Source organism: Streptomyces sp. NPDC017246 (assembly GCF_044331325.1).
GTDB lineage: Bacteria > Actinomycetota > Actinomycetes > Streptomycetales > Streptomycetaceae > Streptomyces.
Map to the genome: position 1 here is coordinate 77,551 of NZ_JBIRMW010000003.1, position 19,489 is coordinate 97,039.

General features: G+C 72.6%; 14 protein-coding genes. 7 read left to right on the forward strand and 7 right to left on the reverse strand.

Annotated elements, in window-relative coordinates; all coding sequences use genetic code 11:
* Positions 1 to 94 precede the first annotated feature (94 nt).
* The 3 genes from ACH4MY_RS08975 to ACH4MY_RS08985 form a co-directional block, all read right to left on the reverse strand.
* Positions 95 to 2,014, reverse strand: coding sequence for a propionyl-CoA synthetase (locus tag ACH4MY_RS08975; protein ID WP_397999644.1), 1,920 nt, complete (start codon positions 2,012 to 2,014; stop codon positions 95 to 97).
* Positions 2,015 to 2,253: 239 nt separating this feature from the next.
* Complete coding sequence (locus tag ACH4MY_RS08980) at positions 2,254 to 3,642, reverse strand: NAD(P)/FAD-dependent oxidoreductase (RefSeq protein WP_397999647.1); 1,389 nt, start codon at positions 3,640 to 3,642, stop codon at positions 2,254 to 2,256.
* Between the two features lie 142 nt (positions 3,643 to 3,784).
* The gene (locus tag ACH4MY_RS08985) at positions 3,785 to 4,519 is read right to left on the reverse strand and encodes a TetR/AcrR family transcriptional regulator C-terminal domain-containing protein (RefSeq protein WP_397999650.1); all 735 of its coding nucleotides are present in this window, start codon (positions 4,517 to 4,519) and stop codon (positions 3,785 to 3,787) included.
* A 120-nt stretch (positions 4,520 to 4,639) separates the two neighbouring features.
* On the opposite strand from ACH4MY_RS08985, the gene ACH4MY_RS08990 reads away from it, so the two are divergent.
* On the forward strand, positions 4,640 to 6,274 hold the full coding sequence (locus ACH4MY_RS08990; RefSeq protein WP_397999653.1) for an amidohydrolase: 1,635 nt from the start codon (positions 4,640 to 4,642) through the stop codon (positions 6,272 to 6,274).
* On the opposite strand, the gene ACH4MY_RS08995 is transcribed toward ACH4MY_RS08990, so the two are convergent.
* A complete protein-coding gene (locus ACH4MY_RS08995; protein WP_397999655.1) occupies positions 6,241 to 7,398 on the reverse strand; it encodes a LacI family DNA-binding transcriptional regulator in 1,158 nt (385 codons plus the stop codon). The two genes, ACH4MY_RS08990 and ACH4MY_RS08995, sit on opposite strands and share 34 nt — an antisense overlap.
* A 141-nt stretch (positions 7,399 to 7,539) precedes the next feature.
* Between ACH4MY_RS08995 and ACH4MY_RS09000 the strand changes: the two genes are divergently transcribed.
* From ACH4MY_RS09000 to ACH4MY_RS09025, 6 genes are all read left to right on the forward strand, one after another.
* Positions 7,540 to 9,177 carry an ABC transporter substrate-binding protein gene (locus tag ACH4MY_RS09000; protein WP_397999657.1) on the forward strand — a complete coding sequence of 546 codons (1,638 nt, stop codon included), beginning with the start codon at positions 7,540 to 7,542 and terminating at the stop codon, positions 9,175 to 9,177.
* Positions 9,174 to 10,127: an ABC transporter permease gene (locus ACH4MY_RS09005; RefSeq protein WP_397999660.1), complete on the forward strand. Its 954-nt coding sequence runs from the start codon at positions 9,174 to 9,176 to the stop codon at positions 10,125 to 10,127. The genes ACH4MY_RS09000 and ACH4MY_RS09005 overlap by 4 nt, the downstream gene beginning before the upstream one ends.
* Positions 10,124 to 10,993: an ABC transporter permease gene (locus tag ACH4MY_RS09010; protein WP_397999663.1), complete on the forward strand. Its 870-nt coding sequence runs from the start codon at positions 10,124 to 10,126 to the stop codon at positions 10,991 to 10,993. Before ACH4MY_RS09005 ends, ACH4MY_RS09010 begins: the two co-directional genes overlap by 4 nt.
* 5 nt (positions 10,994 to 10,998) lie before the next feature.
* Positions 10,999 to 11,982, forward strand: coding sequence for an ABC transporter ATP-binding protein (locus ACH4MY_RS09015; protein ID WP_397999665.1), 984 nt, complete (start codon positions 10,999 to 11,001; stop codon positions 11,980 to 11,982).
* Entirely contained in the window at positions 11,979 to 12,761 is a 783-nt protein-coding gene (locus ACH4MY_RS09020; protein WP_397999666.1) for an ABC transporter ATP-binding protein, read from the forward strand. The genes ACH4MY_RS09015 and ACH4MY_RS09020 overlap by 4 nt, the downstream gene beginning before the upstream one ends.
* Positions 12,762 to 13,217: 456 nt before the next feature.
* Positions 13,218 to 14,774 carry a right-handed parallel beta-helix repeat-containing protein gene (locus ACH4MY_RS09025; protein ID WP_397999667.1) on the forward strand — a complete coding sequence of 519 codons (1,557 nt, stop codon included), beginning with the start codon at positions 13,218 to 13,220 and terminating at the stop codon, positions 14,772 to 14,774.
* 217 nt (positions 14,775 to 14,991) lie between these two features.
* On the opposite strand, the gene ACH4MY_RS09030 is transcribed toward ACH4MY_RS09025, so the two are convergent.
* From ACH4MY_RS09030 to ACH4MY_RS09040, 3 genes are all read right to left on the reverse strand, one after another.
* Entirely contained in the window at positions 14,992 to 16,449 is a 1,458-nt protein-coding gene (locus ACH4MY_RS09030; protein ID WP_397999670.1) for a UDP-glucose dehydrogenase family protein, read from the reverse strand.
* A gap of 70 nt (positions 16,450 to 16,519) precedes the next feature.
* A complete protein-coding gene (gene galE / locus ACH4MY_RS09035; protein WP_397999673.1) occupies positions 16,520 to 17,542 on the reverse strand; it encodes a UDP-glucose 4-epimerase GalE in 1,023 nt (340 codons plus the stop codon).
* Between the two features lie 40 nt (positions 17,543 to 17,582).
* Positions 17,583 to 19,472: a glycosyltransferase family 2 protein gene (locus ACH4MY_RS09040; protein ID WP_397999675.1), complete on the reverse strand. Its 1,890-nt coding sequence runs from the start codon at positions 19,470 to 19,472 to the stop codon at positions 17,583 to 17,585.
* Between the last annotated feature and the right edge of the window lie 17 nt (positions 19,473 to 19,489).

The following is a 19,489-nucleotide window of genomic DNA, read 5'->3' on the forward strand; positions in this document are numbered from 1 at the left end:
GTCAGGGTCCGGACTCCACGCGCCGACGAAGAAGGGCCCGAACTCGTCGAGTTCGGGCCCTTCTTCGCGTGACGGTTCAGACGGTTCAGACGGTTCAGACGGTCGGGCTGTCGGAGGAGCCGGGATGACCGGTGTCACCCGTGCGCCGGAGAACGGGGCGCAGGGCTTCGATGACGGTCGCGTCGTCGACCGTGGACGGGATGGGCTCGTCGAGGCCGTCGGCGATGCCGCGCATGGTCTTCCGGAGGATCTTTCCCGAGCGGGTCTTCGGCAGCGCGGCCACGACCGCCACGTCCTTGAGGGAGGCGATGGCGCCGATGCGGTCGCGTACGAGCCGGACGAGTTCGGCCTCGACCTCGCCGGGTGCGCGGGCGGTGCCGGCCTTCAGGACGACGAAGCCCCGCGGCACCTGCCCCTTGAGGGGGTCGGCGACGCCGATGACGGCGCACTCGGCGACGTCGGGGTGGGCGGCCAGGGCCTCTTCCATCGTGCCCGTCGACAGCCGGTGTCCGGCGACGTTGATGACGTCGTCGGTGCGGCCCATGACGAAGACATAGCCGTCCTCGTCGATGTGGCCGCTGTCGCCCGTGAGGTAGAAGCCGTCGAAGGCGGACAGATAGGAGGCGATGTAGCGATCGTCGTCGTTCCAGAGGGTGGGGAGCGCTCCGGGCGGCAGGGGGAGCCTGACCACGATCGCGCCTTCGACGCCCGCGGGTACCTGCTCGCCCGAGGCGTCGAGGACGCGGACGTCCCAGCCGGGCAGCGGGCGGGTGGGGGAGCCCGGTTTGACGGGGGCGGCCTCGATTCCGACCGGGTTGGCGACGATGGGCCAGCCGGTCTCGGTCTGCCACCAGTGGTCGATCACCGGGACCCCGAGGAGAGCGCTCGCCCAGCGATAGGTCTCGGGGTCGAGACGCTCACCGGCGAGGAAGAGGTAGCGCAGGCGGGAGAGGTCGTGGTCCGCGGTGAGCGCTCCCTCCGGGTCCTCCTTGCGGATGGCCCGGAAGGCGGTGGGCGCCGTGAACATGGTCTTGACCTGGTAGTCGGCCGCGACGCGCCAGAACTGGCCGGCGTCCGGTGTGCCGACGGGCTTGCCCTCGTACAGGACGGTCGTGGCGCCGACCAGCAGGGGCGCGTAGACGATGTACGAATGACCGACGACCCATCCGACGTCGGATCCGGTGAACATCGTGTCGCCCGGGCCGATGTCGTACACGGCGCCCATCGACCAGTGGAGGGCCACCGCGTAGCCGCCGCAGTCGCGCACCACTCCCTTGGGCTTGCCGGTCGTTCCGGACGTGTAGAGGATGTACAGGGGATCGTTCGCGGGGACGGGAACGCATGCGGCCGGCTGCGAGGCGGCCACCAGGTCGGCCCAGTCGAGGTCGTCGGACCCCAACTCGGCCGGTTCCTGCGGCCGTTGCAGGATCACGCTCTTCTGCGGCTTGTGGGCGGCGAGCTCGATCGCCCGGTCGAGCAGCGGCTTGTACGCGATGACACGCTTGCCCTCGATGCCGCAGGAGGCGGAGACGACCACTTTCGGCGCGGCGTGGTCGATGCGGAGGGCGAGTTCTCGTGGGGCGAAACCGCCGAAGACGACCGAGTGGACCGCGCCGATGCGAGCGCAGGCCAGCATCGCGACGGCGGCCTCCGGAACCATCGGCATGTAGATCACCACCCGGTCGCCGCGCCCCACACCGAGCCCGGCGAGCGCTCCGGCGAACACACTCACCTCGTCCCTCAGCTGGGTGTAGCTGTAGGTCCGCCGGGTGCCGGTGACGGGGGAGTCGTAGACGAGCGCGGGCCGGTCGCCGTCGCCGGCTTCGACGTGCCGGTCGAGCGCGTTGAAGCAGACGTTGAGCCGCCCGTCGGGAAACCAGCGGTAGAAGGGAGCGCGCGAGGAGTCCAGGGCTCGTCGCGGGACGACATCCCAGTCGATGCCCCCGGCGGCGTCGAGCCAGAAGTTCTCCGGGTCTTCCGTGCTCGCGCGGAAGACATCCTCGTACGTTCCCATCGCGGACTCCTCTTGTCGCATCAGGGTTCTGTCGCCGTGGGGGGGCGGACTGTGGCCGCGGCAGCGGCGGCGCACAGCGCGGGGCTGGGCGGGCCACCCTCACCGTATGTCGGCCGACACGGTCGGGCGCGGCACCGAGGCCACGAATCCCGGCGGGCGAAACCATCCGTCGCGAAGCCGCGCGCCCCGGGACGGGGCGCGCGGCGGGTCGTGCGCGCGAGGCGAGAGAGGTACGGGGGTCAGCTGCCGAAGCCGAGGCCGAGGCGGTCGAGGGTCCGCAGCCACAGGTCGCGGCGGCCCTCGTCGCGGTCGGCGCGGGCGAGGGAGCGCTGGGTGATGCCGATGCCGAGGGAGCGGACGGGCTCGGGCGGGAAGGGCAGCGGCTTGCGGCGTACGAGGTCGAGGGCGGTGCGCTCGGTGTGCTCGCCGGCCAGCAGGTCCAGCATCACCTCGGCGCCGAAGCGGGTGGCGCCGACGCCGAGCCCGGTGAAGCCGGCGGCGTAGGCGACCTTGCCGCGGTGGCTGGTGTCGAAGAAGACGCAGAAGCGGGTGCTGGTGTCGATGGCGCCGCCCCACGCGTGGCTGAAGCGGAGGCCTTCCAGCTGCGGGAAGGTGTGGAAGAACTGGCTGGTGAGCGTCGCGTACGACGCGGGGCGCCGGTCGTGCTCGGCGCGGACGTGGCGGCGGTGCACGGCGTCGTAGCCGCCCCACAGGATGCGGTTGTCGGCGGAGATCCGTACGTAGTGGAAGGAGTTCGCGGGGTCCGCCCAGCCCTGCCGGTTGCGCCAGCCGACCGAGGCGAGCTGTCGTTCGTCGAGCGGTTCGGTCATCAGCGCGTAGTCGTACACGGGGACGGTGTAGAGGCGGTGGCGGCGGACCAGTGAGGGGTAGGCGTTGGTGGCGAGGGCGACGCGGCCGGCGGTGACGCGGCCGTAGGGGGTGCCGACGGAGACGACGGCTCCGTGCTCGTCCAGGGAGAGGGCCGGTGTGTGTTCGTGGATCCGGACGCCGAGGTCGAGGCAGGCGCGCTTGAGGCCCCAGGCGAGCCGCGCCGGGTTGAGCATGGCGGTGTCGCTCTTGTTCCAGACGGCGCCGAGGAAGGTCGGGGAGTCGATCTCGGCGCGGACGGCGTCGGTGTCGAGGACGGTCGTCGTGGCGCCGTACCGGGCGGCCGTCTCGGCCTCTTCGGCGAGCCAGTCGACCTGGTGGGGCTCGGTGGCGACGACGAGGGAGCCGGTGCGTTCCCAGTCGCAGTCGATCTTGTGGCGGGTGAGGGTGTCCTCCATGGCCCGCAGGTTGGCGCGGCCGAGGCGTTCGAGGACGCCGATCTCGTCGGGCCAGCGGGCGAGGCCGTTGCCGAGGCCGTGGGTGAGGCTCGACTCGCAGAAGCCGCCGTTGCGGCCGGAGGCGGCGCCGCCCGCCTCGTCGGCCTCGATGAGGACGACATCGGCGGAGGGGTCCCGTTCCTTGGCGACGAGGGCGGTCCACAGGCCGGTGTATCCGCCGCCGACGACCAGCAGGTCGCAGGTGGTGCCGCCGACGAGGGCGGGTGTGGGCCGGGGGCGGCGCGGGTCGTCGAGCCAGAACGGGGTCGGGTCGGCGTCCCGGAGCGAGAGCAGGGGGTCCATGGTGGCTTCCTTCGGGTGGCGGAGAAGCCCGCGCGAGGGGGCTCGTTCCGAGGTGCCGCCCATGAGACCCGGCGGGGCTCGGTAAGGTCAATGGTGTTGACGTAAGACCCGGCTCTGCTCCGTGCGGCCGCCGGCGGGCCGTCTACCGCCCCGCGCGGCCGCCGGACGCCTGCCGCTCCGCGTCCGGGTGGAGGGCGGCCGCGCCCGTGAGCATCAGCTCCAGGGCGAAGGGGTAGCCGCTGTCGCGCATGTCGGCCGCCAGGAGGGGATACGTCGCCGTGATGTGCGGGTGACTGTCGCCGGGGAGGCGGCCGTAGGCGGCGTGCCAGACCTCGGCGTCGGCCGCCGCCGCGGTGGGCGGCAGAGCGGCCGCCGCCGCGTCCTGGGCGGCGAAGGCCAGAGCCTGGTCGACGAAGGCGTGGTAGATCCGCACCGCCAGGGCGTCGGGGAAGCCGCCGTCGCGGAGGATGCCGAGGATGGTCTCGACGGCCCTGGTCTCGTGCGGGCGGCCGGTGGTGCGGTGGGCGGCGAGCAGTGCGGCCTGGGGCTGGGCCAGGTACGAGGCGTGGATGCGCAGGCCCATGGCGCGCAGGTCGGCGCGCCAGTCGCCGGTCGCCGTCCAGCCCCGCTGGGCCCGGCCGATGAGTTCGTCGGCGAGGGCGAGCAGGAGCGCGTCGATATCGCGGAAGTAGCGGTAGAGCGCGGTGGGGTCGGCGCCGAGGGCGGTGCCGAGTCTGCGGACCGAGAGTGCTTTCGCGCCGTGCTGCTCGACGAGACGCTGTGCGGTCTCGACGATCAGGCGCTCGGAGAGGACGGCGCCCTCTCGGGTGGGGCGGCGGCGCTGCCGGCCGCCTTCGGGGACCACGCGTGCGGACATGGCCGGGACCTTACGTCAACACCATTGACGTGTAAACGCCACTCGGCTTCCATGGCGTCCGTCACTCGCCACCCGTCACTCGCAGTTGTCCGGCGCGGACGAACGCAAGGGAGCCGCCGTATGCCTCACGCCGATCTGGTCTTCACCGGAGGACCCGTCCTCACCATGGATCCGGCCCGGACCCGGGCGAGTTCGCTCGCCGTCACCGGTGAGCGGATCACCGCCGTCGGCCACGACGAGGTGCGGGAGCTGATCGGGCCCCGTACGGAGGTCGTGGACCTCGCGGGCCGGCTGCTGCTGCCCGGCTTCCAGGACGCCCACGTCCACGCGGTGGGCGGCGGCAGCGAGCTGGCGGAGTGCGACCTGACCGGGATCGTCGACGCCGCCGCGTACCTGGAGCGGATCCGGTCCTACGCGGAGGCGCACCCGGAGCGCGAGTGGATCACCGGCGGCGGCTGGTCGATGGAGAGCTTCGCGGGCGGCCTGCCGACCCGTCAGCTGCTCGACTCCGTGGTGCCCGACCGGCCGGTGCTGCTCTCGAACCGCGACCACCACGGGGCCTGGGCCAACACCCGGGCGCTCGAACTGGCGGGGCTGACCGCCGCCACCCCGGACCCGGCCGACGGGCGGATGGAGCGGGAGGCGGACGGCTTCCCGAGCGGGATGCTCCAGGAGGGCGCGACGGCCCTGGTCGCGCGGCTGGTGCCGCCGAGCACACCGGAGGAGCGCCTCGCGGGGCTGCTGCGGGCCCAGGAGCTGCTGCACTCGCTCGGCATCACCGGCTGGCAGGACGCGCTGCTCGGCGACTTCAACGGCATGGCGGACCCCTCGACCGCCTATCTGGCCGCCGCGCGGGACGGTTCGCTGACCGCACGGGTGACCGGCGCGCTGTGGTGGGACCGCGAGCGCGGTGCCGAGCAGATCCCCGAACTGGTCCAGCGCCGCGAGGAGTTGGCGCACGGAAGATTCCGGGCGGGGGCGGTGAAGATCATGCAGGACGGGATCGCGGAGAACTTCACGGCCGCGCTGACCGCCCCGTACCTGGACGGCTGCGGCTGCGCCACCGCCAACAGCGGGCTGAGCTTCGTCGATCCGGAGGCCCTCCGCGACCATGTGACGGCGCTGGACGCGCTGGACTTCCAGGTCCACTTCCACGCGCTGGGCGACCGTGCCGTGCGCGAGGCGCTCGACGCGATCGAGGCGGCCGTGGCCGCCAACGGGCGGCGCGGCAACCGGCACCACCTGGCCCACCTCCAGGTCGTCCACCCCGACGACCTGCCCCGCTTCGCGGCCCTCGGCGCCCTGGCGAACATCCAGCCGCTGTGGGCGGCGCACGAGCCGCAGATGGACGAGCTGACCATCCCGTTCCTGGGTCCGGAGCGCGCGGCCTGGCAGTACCCCTTCGGCGGTCTGCTGCGGGCCGGGGCCACTCTGGTGGCGGGCAGCGACTGGCCCGTCTCCAGTCCGGACCCGCTCGCGGGCATCCATGTCGCTGTGAACCGCCGGGAACCGGGGGCGTCCGACGACCGGGTGTTCCTGCCCGAGCAGCGCATCGACCTCCTCTCGGCGATCGCCGCCTACACCGCCGGTTCCGCGCACGTGAACGGGCTCGACGACGCCGGCAGCCTCCTTCCCGGACATCTCGCCGACCTCGTGGTGCTCGACCGGGACATCCTGGCCGCGCCGCCGGAGGAGATCGCCGAGGCGCGGGTGGAGCGGACCTATGTGGGCGGTGAGCTCGTGCACGGCGGCTGAGGAGGCGGCGGAAGCCGGGGCGGTCGCACCGATGACGCGCGGACGTCGAGGCGGACCGGCACGAGGACCCCGCGGGTCTCCGACCGCCCGTGCTCCAGCACGGCCACGAGCAGTTCGATCCCGGCCTCGGCGACCGCGTCGGGGCGCAGGCTGAGCGTCGTCACCGGCGGTTCGGTGTGCACGGCGGTCTCGTCCTCGCTGACACAGGCGAGGAGGAGGTCGCCGGGGACGTCGTAGCCGTGGCGGCGGGCCGCGTCCAGGACGAGCGGCGGGCTGGCCTCGGCGACCACGAGCAGGGCGTCGGGGCGTTCCGGCCCGGTTGTCAGGGCGGTCTCGACCGCTTGGACGACCGGCCCGTTGCCGGGCTCGGCGGCCCGTACCGCCACTTCCGGCAGCCCGTGCGCCGCACACCAGTCGTGGTGCGCGGCGAACACCTCGCGGTGGAAGCGGGTGGTGCTGTCGGGGACGACCAGCGCGGGCCGCCGGGCGCCCTGGGCCAGGAAGTGGTCCAGGGTCCGGTGGACGGCGGCGGTCGCGTCGACGTCCACCCAGTGGGCTTCCGGCCGGCCTTCCACGGACCGGTCACTGAAGACCGGGATGCGGGCGGCGAGCAGGTCGTCGACGATCCGGTCGTCGGCGACGGGGTCGGCGACGATCACGGCGTCGAGGGGCAGCGCCGACCACTCGCTCTCCAGGGAGCCGGCGGGCAGCAGCACCAGCGCGTAGCCGCGGCCGAGGGCGGTCGCGGCGGTGGCCCCGGTGAGCCGGGCGAAGTACGGCGACTCCAGGAAGGTCCAGGGGGCGTCGGCCAGTTCGCCCACCACGTATCCGATCAGCCGGGCCCGCCCCGCGCGCAGCTGGCGCGCGGTGGCGTTGGGCCGGTAGCCCATGCGGCGCGCGGTCTCGCGGGCCCGCTCCCGGACCTCGGGGGAGAGCCGGCCGGTGCCGTTGAGCGCCGCGGAGACGGTCGTCTTGGACAGGCCCGCCTCGCGGGCCACGTCGACGAGACGCACCCGCGGGGTGGGCGGGGTCCGCCGATGTCGCGTCGGGGGCTGCTCCCGTCGCGTCGGGGGCTGCCCGTCCTGCGGCGCGGGCTGTCCGCCGAGCCCTGAGTCTTCGGTCATGGGAGCGATGCTGCCATCCTCCCGACCTCTGCAAAACCGTTCCCGCAAACCCGGCCGAAGTCTTGTGCGGGAACGTTCCCGCATCAATACTCGCTCCATCCCCCCGTGCCCGTCACAACACCCGTAAAGGGGTGGATCTGCATGCGTACCCCCAGATTCATCGCATTCGCCTGTACCGCCGCGCTCGCGGCCTCCCTCACCGCCTGCTCCGGCGCCACCCGGCCCCAGGCCGGCGCCACCGGCGGCGCCGGCTTCGAGGTCACCCCGACCTCACCGCGGGCCAAGGGGCCGCTGGACTCCTTCACCTGGTCGCTGTACGCCGAGCCGTACACCCTCGACTACGCCCTCGCGTACGACTACCCGCCGAACACCGTGCTCGCCAACGTCTGCGAGCAGCTCCTGCGGGTCACCCCCGATCTGAGGATCGAGCCCGGTCTGGCCGTCAAGTGGACGCAGCCCGACCCGCGCACGCTCGTCTACACCCTGCGCCCCGGCGTGAAGTTCCACGACGGCACCACGATGACCGCGGACGACGTCGTCGCCTCACTCGAGCGCCAGATGGACCCGGCCACCGGCTCCCCGTGGGGCTCGGCCTTCAAGAGCGTCGACTCCGTGGAGAAGACCGGCCCGCTGGAGGTGACGATCCGCCTCGGCAGGGCCGACGTCCTCTTCCACGAGCTCATGGCCGCCTCACCCGGAACCGTCGTGAGCGCCGCCTCCCTCGCGAAGGAGGGCAAGGACTACGGGACCCCCAAGGGCGCCCTGAACTGCACCGGTCCCTTCGCCCTCCAGAAGTGGGCCCAGGGCGACAGCATCACCCTGCGCAAGCACCCGGCGTACTGGGACAAGAACCTCGCTCCGAAGTCCGAGGCCGTCAAGTTCACCTTCATCGAGGACGCGGCCGCCCGCTCCAACGCCTTCCTGTCCGGCACCGCCGACGGCGGCTACATGGTTCCGTCCACCTCCTTCGCCCAGCTTCGGACCGGCGGCAAGGGCTCGGTCCTCTTCGGCCCCAACACGGCGGCCTCGAACCTCGCCGTCCTCGACTTCCACGGCCCCCTCGGCAACCGCGAGGTCCGGCGGGCCCTGTCCATGGCGCTGGACCGGAAGAACATCATCAAGGCGGCGGCCGGCGGCGTCGGCGTCCCCGCCAAGGCCCCCGCCGCACGCGGTGCCTGGGCACTCGTCCCCGAGAAGACCGCCGCCCTGTACGACACACTGCCCGAGCCGGTGTACGACGTCGAGGGCGCCAAGAAGCTGGTCCGGGAGGCCGGTTTCAGCGGCCGCACGATCACCCTCGTGACCAGCTCGCTGGCGCCCGAGATCAGCGTGGTCGCCAACGCGGTGCAGGCGGCCGGACGCCAGATCGGCCTCGACGTCAAGCTGAAGCCCGTCTCGCCCGACGCCTACAGCAGCATCTTCGTCGACCCGAAGGCCCGTGAGGGGCTCGACCTGGTCATCACCAACGGCTACGACAACACGCCGGACCCGCTGGAGTTCTACCAGTACCTGCGCACCGGCGACTTCGGGAACTACGGCAACTGGTCCGACGCCGAGTTCGACGTCGCCTTCGACCGGGCCAACTCCGAGCCGGACGCGGCCAAGCGCGCCGACCTCACGGCGAAGCTCCAGGAGATCGCCCTCCGCGAGCTCCCCGTCATCCCCGTCTACGAGGCGCCCTACTCGGTCTTCCTCGGCAAGCGGATCACCGGCGCCCCCACCGGCATCGCCCAGCTCTACTACCCGTGGGCCGCGACGATCGGGGCCGCACAGTCATGACCCGTTTCCTCGTCGGACGGCTCCTGGGCCTGGTCGCGGTGCTGTTCGTGACCTCGGTCGTCGTCTTCGGCACCATCCACCTGGCCCCCGGCGACCCCGTGACCTTCCTGCTGCACGGCCGCCCCGCGACCCCCGAGGCCGTGGCCGCCCTGCGCGCCGAACACCACCTCGACGACCCCCTCGTGGTCCAGTACGGAAAGTGGCTCGGCGGCGTCCTGTCCGGCGACCTCGGCCGCTCCGCCCAGTACCACCAGGACGTCACCGCCGTCCTCGGCTCCCGGCTCCCCGGCACCGCCCTCCTCGTCGGCTACGCGGCCCTGCTCGTCGCCGTCCTGGGGGTGAGCGTCGGCATCCTCGCCGCACTCCGCCCCGGCGCCGTCGACCGGATCGTGCTCATCGGCACGGGCGTGGCCACCGCCACCCCGTCCTTCGTCACCGCGATCGTGCTCGTCTCGCTCTTCTCGGTCCAGCTCGGCTGGTTCCCCGGCCCCGGCGGCGGCGCCGCGGAGGGCCTCGGGGCCAGGCTCCACCAGCTCACCCTGCCGGCCTTCGCCCTCGCCCTGACCTTCGCTGGCCTGCTCGCCCGGGTCACCCGCTCCGCGATGCTCGACGAACTCGGCCGCGAGCACGTCGAGGTGGCGCGCGCCCGGGGCGTCGCCGGCCGGACGGTCGTACGCCGGCACGTGCTGCGCAACGCGCTGGGCCCGGTCGTCACCGTCGGCGGCACCATGCTCGCCGGCCTCCTCATCAGCACCTCGATCGTGGAGACCGCCTTCGACGTGCCGGGACTCGGCTCGCTGCTCGTGCAGTCGGTCACCGCCCAGGACTTCGCCGTCGTCCAGGCGGTCACCCTGCTCAGCGTCGCGGCCTTCGTCCTCGTCAACCTCGCGGTCGACCTCCTCGCCCCGCTCATCGACCCCCGTCTCTCCCCCGGGGAAGGCCCCTCATGACCACCACTCTCACCCCGGTGCCGTACCGCAGGCCGGGTCTGCGCGCACTGCGCCTCTTCGGCCAGGGGCCCCTGTTCGCCGTGTCGGTCACGGTGCTCGCCGTCCTCGTCCTCGTCGCCGTGCTGGCACCCGTCCTCGCCCCGTACGACCCCGAGGCACTCGACCTCTCCGCGAGCCTCGTCGGCACCGGCGGCGACCACCTCCTCGGCACCGACCAGTCGGGCCGGGACATCCTGTCCAGGCTGCTCCACGGCGCCCGCACCGGGCTGCTCGGGCCACTCCTCGTGGTCGGCGTCTCCACCCTGCTCGGCATGCTGCTCGGTGTGGTGGCGGCCTGGCGGGGCGGCTGGGCGGACGCGATCCTGTCCCGCTCGATGGACCTCGTCTTCGCCATCCCGGGGCTGCTGCTCGCGATCCTGCTCGTCTCCGTCCTCGGCTCCGGCATGACCGCACCCGTCATCGCCATGGCCGTCGCCTACACCCCGTACGTGGGCCGGCTCGTGCGCGGCATCGCCCGCCAGGAGAAGGAACGGCCGTACATCGAGGCGTACGTGGTGCAGGGCTGGTCCGGCTGGACGGTCTGCCTCCGCCACCTCCTGCCGAACATCGCGCCGACCGTCTTCGCCCAGTCCGCGATGAACTTCGGGTACGCCCTCATGGACCTGGCGGCCCTGTCCTTCCTGGGCTTCGGCGTCCAGCCGCCGACCGCCGACTGGGGAGCCATGATCAACGAGGGCCAGGGGGCCGTCCTCCAGGGCGCGATGCTCCCCGCGCTGGCGCCGTCCGCGTGCATCGTGCTCGCGGTCGTGGCCTTCGGCATCGTCGGCGAGGGGCTCGCCGACCGCATCGCGCGGAGGGAGAAGTGAACACGATGACCACGACGTCGACCACACCCGTCCTGGAGATCGACGGGCTCGGAGTACGACTCCCGGAGGACAGGGCCGCGCGGCCCATCCTGGACGGGGTGAGTCTGACCGTACGGCCCGGGGAGACCGTCGGCCTGGTCGGCGAGTCCGGCTCCGGGAAGTCGGTCGCCTGCCGCAGCGTCCTCGGACTGCTGCCCCGGGGCGCCCGCACCAGCGGTCGGGTCCGGGTCTCCGGGCGGGACGTGCTGAGCATGCGCCCCAAGGAGCTGGCCGCGCTGCGCGCCCGCGAGGTCGCCATGGTCTTCCAGGACCCGCGCGCCTCCGTCAACCCGCTGCGCAGAGTGGGGGACTTCCTCACCGAGGGGCTGCGCGCCGCGGGCACCCCCGCCGACCGGGCCGCCGCGCGCGCCGAGGAACTCCTCGACGCCGTCGGCATCCGCGACCCGCGCGGCGCGCTGCGCCGCTTCCCGCACCAGTTCTCCGGCGGCATGCTCCAGCGGGTCGTCATCGCCGCCGCCCTCGCCGCCGAGCCCACCCTGCTCCTCGCCGACGAACCGACCACCGCGCTCGACGTCACCACCCAGGCCGAGGTGATCGCGCTGCTCGCCCGGCTGCGGGCCGAGCGTGGCACCGGGATGCTCTTCGTCACCCACGACCTCGAACTCGCCTCGGCGATCTGCGACCGGGTGTACGTCATGTACGCGGGCCGGATCGTCGAGACCCGGTCCACCGACGAACTCTTCGACCGGCCCCGCCACCCCTACACGGCGGGACTCCTCGCCTCCACCCCGCGCATCGAGGCGGGCGCGCCCCCGCCCCGGGCCATCCCGGGCCGGCCCGTCTCCCTCGCCGAAGCCCCGCCCGGATGTGCCTTCGCCGCCCGCTGCCACCACGCGGTGCCGCGCTGTACGGCAGAGGCACCCCCACTCGCACCGCACGGCGCGGGACTGGCCGCGTGCCTCCGCGCCGAGGAAGGAATCACGCTGTGACGAAGGGACTGGAGGTCGAAGCGCTGTGCAAGAGGTACGGCGAGCACGCGGCCGTCGACGGGGTGTCGTTCACACTGCCACCGGGCGGTTCGCTCGCGATCGTCGGCGAGTCCGGCAGCGGCAAGACGACGACGGTCCGGATGCTCGTGGGCCTGGAGCGCGCGGACGGCGGCACGGTGCGGCTCGACGGCCGGGACCGCTCGGCCCGCGCGCGGGGCCGTGCCGAGCGGCTCGCCCGGGCCCGCGAGATCCAGATGGTCTTCCAGGACCCGTACCTCTCCCTCGATCCTCGGGTGACGGTGAGCGGCTGCCTGGACGAGGTGCTGCGCCTGCACACCGACCTCGGCGTGACCGCGCGCCGGGCCCGGGTCGCCGAACTCCTCGACCAGGTCGGACTCGGGGCCCGCGAGGCGGCGGCCCTGCCGCGCGGGCTGTCCGGCGGACAGCGCCAGCGCGTGGCGATCGCCCGCGCCCTCGCGGTGGAGCCCCGGGTCCTGGTCCTGGACGAGGCGGTCGCCGCGCTCGACGTGTCGATCCAGGCCCAGATCCTCGAACTGCTCCGCGAGATCCGCCGCGAGGCGGGCATCGGATTCCTGTTCGTGACCCACGACCTGGCGGTCGTACGACACATCGCGGACCGGGTGCTCGTCCTCAAGTCGGGCAGGGTGATGGAGACGGGCCCGGTGGACCGGGTGCTCGACGCGCCGGACCACCCGTACACCCGGCTCCTTTTGAACTCGGTGCCGAGGCGAGGCGGCCTGCTGGGGGCGGGCGGCTGAGGGCGGGGCGCCGACTCGGATTCCGAGCTGCGGGACCGGCTCGTCCAGGCGCCGCCGGGGGTGCCCGCCGGCAGCCTGCTGTCGTCCGGCGGGGCTGACCTGGCCTCCCGGCAGCACAGCGAGCTGATGGATCTGCCGGGCGACACCGCGATCGGTTCGCTGTTCGGCGGAGGTGGGTGTGAACCCCTTCACTCCTCGATACACGGCCATCGTCGGCTGGATGGCGCACACGTCGTCGGCGTTTCGCACTTCCCTCTTCTGGCAGTCTGTCCGCTTATGGGGGCATGTCTTGCGAGAAGTCCTTAAGGGGTGTGCGTGAACGTGGAGAAGCGGAGTCGGACGTCGAGGGGCGTCGTCGGTGTCTCGGCCGCGGTACTTCTGTTGGTGACAGGATGTGATGTACCCGGTGTCTACCGGCCGGCCCGCCCTGTCACCGGCGGTCCGTTCACGTTCTACGTGAGCCCAGGCGGTGACGACGACAACGACGGCATGTCGCCGGAGAAGGCGTGGCGGACCCTCGACCACGCGAACGGCGCACGGTTCCAGCCGGGCGACCGCCTGCGGCTCAAGGGCGGTGAACGGTTCGCCGGCAGCGTCACCCTGGACGAGGGCGAGGCGGGCAGCGGGACGAAGCCGGTCGTGATCGAGTCGTACGGCGCCGGCCGCGCCACGATCGCCCCGCGGGGAACCTCCGGCATCACCGTGCGCGACACCGCCGGCGTGGAGATCAGGAACATCGCGCTCGTCGGCGACCGTACGTCGCGACGCGAGGGGGTCGGCATCGCCCTCCGCAGCAGCCGGCCGGGGACCCGACGGCTCAGCCACGTCAGGATCACGAACGTGGAGGCGAGCGGCTTCCAGAACGGGATCAGTGTCGGCGTCGACGAGGACGCCGTCGTCGGCTACAGCGACGTGCGGATCACCGACGTCTCCGTGCACCACAACCTCGAGACCGGGCTCGTCGTCTACGGGCCCGACTTCAGGGCCGAGCGTCCCGCCTACGCGCACTCCGGACTCCGGATCGAAGGCGTCAGGGCGTACGCCAACACGGGTGATCCGAAGAGCATCGAGCGGAACACCGGCAGCGGCATCTCCCTCGGCAGCGTGCTGGACGCGAAGGTGGTGCGATCCGTGGCCCACGACAACGGCGCGAAGTCCGCCGCCGGCGCGGTGGAGGGTCCCGAGGGCATCTGGGTCTACGACTCCTCCCGCGTGGTCCTGGAGCGGAACAGGTCCTACCACAACCGCACCGGCTCCCGAGTCGACGGCGGCGGGTTCGGCCTCGACAACAACGTGTCCTCCTCCGTCATGCAGTACAACCTCGCCTACGGCAACGACGGTCCCGGCTTCCTGGTCTACTCCGGGAAGCCGACCGGGGCGCACAAGAACAACGTCGTCCGCTTCAACATGAGCTGGGACGACGCCAGGAAGCTGCCCGAGTACGGCGGCATCGTCGCCTACGGCACCCGTATGAAGGGCCTGGACATCCACCACAACACGGTCGTGATGCGCACCGAGGGTCTCGGTTCCACGGAGGTCGCGGGCTTCCGCGCCCCGGCACTGCGGCTGCGCGACGGCATGACGGACGTGCGCGTCTTCAACAACATCCTCGCGACCGACGGCGGCCCCCTGGTCGAGGCGCAGTCGTCGTACCGCAAGAGCAAGGTCCTGCTCCAGGGCAACGACTACTACAGCACCGGCCGTTGGGCTCTGGAGTGGGGCGCGGACCGCTACGCCTCGCTGGACGGCTGGCGCACGGCGAGTGGCCAGGAGACCCTGGAGGGCAACCCGACCGGCTTCAGCGAGGACCCGTGCCTGAGGGGCCTGACCGCGCCGGTCGCGGACGGCGCCGGTGCCGGCGCCGAGAGCCTGGCTCCCGACTGCGACGGCCAGGTGCCCCTCGGACTGGATCCGGCGACCCTGGGCATCGAGATCGGTCCCGTCGACTACTTCGGCAACCAGGTGTCGGGGCGGCCGGTGGTCGGGGCGGTCCAGCCCGGCACCACCGACTGAGCCGTCCCGGGCGGCCACGGCGAACCGGCCGAGCACGGAACCGCGAGTGCCGGACCGTGCCGGCCGGGGGACGGAACGGCGGTTGCCGGGCCGTGCCGGCCGGGCACGGAACGGTGGTTGCCGGGCCGACCTGCCCGAGGCGAAACGGCGTTGCCCGGCCGTGCCGGTCGGAGACCGTCAGGGCCGGGCAGCACGCGGTTCTTCCCGCCGGGGCTCGCTACGTCCCGCTGACCGGTCCGCCGGGCAGTACGGCGGCCGGCACCCCGACCACGTCCGGACCTGCGGACGGGGAGGCGATGACCGTGCGCAGGGCTTCCACGGCCGGCGCGGCGGAGCGTCGCCCCTCCGGCGACGGCGACGGCGCCGGCCGGCCCAGCGCCTTCACGGTCCAGCCGGCCGCGCGCCACGCGTCGTGCGGGAGCGCGTTGCGCCCGTCGATGAGAAGAGGGGTGCGCACCACACGGGCCAGCTTGTCCGGATCCAGCTCGCGGTACTGGCCCCACTCGGTGAGGTGCAGCACGAGTTCCGCGCCCTGGCAGGCCGCGAGCAGGTCCGCGCCGCACCACAGCTCCGGGTGGGCGAGTCGCGCCTTGGCCGCGCCCTCGGGGTCGTGCACCCGGACCTGCGCGCCCTGCCGGTGCAGCTCGGCCGCCACGGCGAGCGCGGGCGAGTCCCGTACGTCGTCGCTGTCCGGCTTGAACGTGGCGCCCAGCACCGTGATCCGCGCACCGTCGAGGTCGCCGCCGAGCATCCGCCGGGCGAGCAGGACGGTCCGGCTCCGCTGCCGCTGGTTGATCTCGTCGACCTGGTCGAGGAACGCCACCGCGGGACCGGCGCCGAGCTCCTGCGCGCGGGCGGTGAACGCCCGGATGTCCTTGGGCAGGCAGCCGCCGCCGAAGCCGAGACCCGCGTTCAGGAACCGCCGGCCGATCCGGTTGTCGTGGCCGAGGGCGTCGGCGAGCGTGACGACGTCCGCGTCCGCGGCGTCGCAGATCTCGGCCATCGCGTTGATGAAGGAGATCTTCGTGGCGAGGAAGGAGTTGGCCGCGACCTTGACCAGCTCCGCCGTGTTCGGGTCGGTGCGGATGTAGGGGACGCCCGCCGCCAGCATCGGGGCGTACACGCGGCGCAGCGTCTCGTCCGCCTCCGCGCCGGTCACGCCCGTGACGATCCGGTCCGGCCGGAGCGTGTCCTCGACGGCGAAGCCCTCGCGCAGGAACTCCGGGTTCCAGGCGAGCTCCGCGCGCACTCCCGGAGGCGCCAGACGCGCGACGCGGGAGGCCAGGCGGGCGGTCGTGCCGACCGGGACCGTGGACTTGCCGACGATCAGACAGGGCGCGGAGAGGTGCGGCGCCAGCCCGTCGACGACGGCGTCGACGTAGCGCAGGTCGGCGGCGTGGGAGCCGGCCTGCTGCGGGGTGCCGACGCAGATGAAGTGGACCTCGCCGTGCGCCGCCGCCTCACGCAGGTCGGTGGTGAAGCGCAGGCGCCCGGAGCCGAGGGACCGGGCCAGCAGGTCCTCGAATCCCGGCTCGTAGAAGGGCGGTCGGCCTTCGGCGAGGTCGGCGACCTTCTCGGCGTCGACGTCCACGCCGAGGACGTCGTGGCCGATCTCTGCCATGCACGCGGCGTGCACGGCTCCCAGATAGCCCGTGCCGATGACGGTCAGTCGCATGCGCTGTGCTCCTGTCTGAAAGAGGAAGGCGGGAGGAGGTGGGGTGGTGCTGGGCGGTCGAGCGGGCGGTTCAGGGGGCGTAGCCGTACGGGTTCTGCTGCTGGAACCGCCAGGCGTCGCGGCACATCGCGGCCAGATCGTGCCGGGCGGACCAGCCCCAGGCCGCGGTGACCTTCGACGGCTCGGCGACGAGCTCCGCGACATCGCCGGGGCGGCGCCCGGTGACGCGGTGCGGGATCGGCCGGCCGGAGACCTCCTCGAAGGTGCGCAGGAGTTCCTGGACGGACGCGCCGTGTCCGGTGCCGAGGTTGAAGACCCGCATACCGGGTTCGTCGTCGATGTGGTCGAGGGCGGTGCGGTGTCCTTCGGCGACGTCGACGACGTGGATGTAGTCGCGGATCCCGGTGCCGTCGGGCGTCGGGTAGTCGTCGCCGAAGACGTTCAGCTCCTCCCTGCGGCCCACGGCGATCTGGGCGAGGTACGGCATGATGTTGTTGGGCACGCCGCGCGGGTCCTCGCCGAGCAGCCCGGTGGGGTGGGCGCCGGTCGGGTTGAAGTACCGCAGGGCCAGCACCCGCAGCTCCGGAACGTGCCGGCACGCGTCCTCGAGGATCCGCTCACAGGTCCACTTGGTCGTGGCGTACGGGTTCGTCGGTGCTGCCGGGGACTCCTCGGTCAGCGGCACGGCCGTCGCGTCGCCGTAGACCGAACAGGACGACGAGAACACCAGCCGGTGCACCCCGTGGTCGTGCATGGCCGAGACCAGGGCCGTGGTGCCGCCGACGTTGATGTCGTAGTACGTGAGCGGGATGCGTACCGACTCGCCGACGGCCTTCTTCGCGGCGAAGTGGATCACCGAGTCGATCGGGTGGCTGGTGAAGACCTCGTCCAGGGCCCGGCGGTCCCGCACGTCGGCGACATGGACCGCCGCGATCGGACGGCCCGCGATCTTGGCGACGCGCTCCAGGGCCTCGGGGGAGCTGTTGGAATGGTCGTCGAGGACGACGACCTCGTGGCCGGAGCCGAGCAGCTCGACGCAGGTGTGGCTGCCGATGAAGCCGGCGCCACCGGTGACAAGCACCGTACGGGGCACGGAGAACCTCATTTCTCGATCGGCCGCGTGGGCCGGACGGTCACCAGGCGTAGAAACCGGTGAGGTAGGTGGGGAAGATGGCGACGGCGAGCCCCAGGGGCAGGAGGCAGAGCAGCCCGCAGAAGAGCGGCAGCGCGGCCGTGCGCGACGCCCGGAAGGTGGAGACCCCGGTCGCGCGAGCCGTCTCCCTGACGTGCAGCGCGCCGATCGCGAGCGTCACGACGGCGTACGAGAGGGCGCCGAAGAGACAGAGGAAGACATAGCCCACGGCCGGTCCGGTGAACTGTCCGACGAGTGCCGCGCCGGACAGGAACGTCGTGATGAGGAGATACGGGGCGACGCTGCGGAGCGGGAGCCGCTCCAGGCCGTCGCGCCTCTTCGGGGTGACCTTGAAGGTGATCTGACGGGGCCGCAGCTTCTGCAGCACCGCGGCGAGCACACCCCAGGCCACGTAGGGCCACCGGGAGAGGCCGAACAGCCAGATCTCCCAGCTGAAGACGGCGGAGTCCCGGGGGCGCAGCAGCCCGCGGCGACGGCAGAGCAGCGTCAGCAGGATGAGCCAGACGGACATGCTCCAGAAGTGCCCGAGGAACTCGAAGTAGTTGACATTGATCCAGGGGGTGCCGGTGATCGCCGCGATCGGCGGCAGCGTGATGCCCATGACGGTGGCCGCGGCGAGCAGCGGGTAGAACATCAGCGCCGCGGCGAAGCGTACGCGCAGCTTGAGGGGCATCCGGCTGAGGTGGCGGGGCAGCATCCCCAGGAGCATCACCGCCAGGCTGCGGGACCACTGGAACTCCTGGGTGACCATCGCACCGAAGGTGATCGGTCCCTCGCCGTGCGCCTCCGCGTCGATCGCGAACGCGCCCTGCCAGCCGGCCGAGTTGAGCAGGAAGGTGGTGGAGAAGTCCTCGGCGAGCTCGGGACCGAGGCCGCCGATGTCCCGCAGTGCCTGTGTGCGGACGGCGTAGTGGGAGCCGATGCACACGGGCGCCAGGCCGGCCGAGTGACCCAGCTGCACGGGGCCGTGGAACATGGCCTCGCGCTGGAGCCGGCCGCGGGCCGCCCAGGAGCCCGCGGCGTTCGAGTCGCACACGCTGGGCGCCGCGACATAGCCGATGGCCGGGTCGGCGAAGGGGCGGACGACCTCGGTGAGGTAGCGGGGCCCGGGGACGTGGTCGCAGTCCAGCTGGGCGACGACGTCGTACTCGGCGTAGCCCCAATGGTCGTAGAAGAAGGCGAGGTTGCCCTCCTTGCAGCGGGTGCGCCGAGGCCATTCGGCCCGGTGGTAGTCGGCGCGGCCGCGCCGGCACGAGACGGCGACGCCCTGGTCCCGGCACCAGCCGAGGATTTCCTCGGTCGGGTCCTCGTCGCACAGCCACACGTCGTAGGCGTACGGGTAGTCCTGGCCGAGCATCGCCTCCAAGGTGGTGCGGGCGATGTCCCAGCTCTCGGAGGGGGCACGGGTGACCACGAAGGCGGTGCGGAGCGCCGGTACGGCGACGGCCGGATCGAAACGGCGCATCCGGATCAGCGCGACGAGGAAGTGCACCGGCAGATAGGTCAGATAGAGCAGCAGGGCGCTGTTGACGACGAGTCCGAGCCAGCCGATGCGGTGGGACGGTTCGAGCCACCAGGCCCAGAACCAGACCAGGCAGGCGGCCCAGCCGAGGGACATCAGGGCGACGACGAGGCGGTCGGAGCGCGAGAAGGCCCTGACGAAGCTCGTCGGGAGGGTGCTGAGCCGACGCGACGGCCCGGCGAGGACCGGGCCGTCCGGGCCGATGGAGGCCACGGCGCCGTCGGACAGGGCTCGGATCTCCGCGCCCAGTGCCTCCCATTCCTCCGGTGAGCCGGGAACGGGGGAGAGGAGTGGGGGATCCTGGACGGTCCCGAGTGCGGGGGCGGGACCTTGCTCCAACGACGGCATGTCAGCGAGTTCTCCAG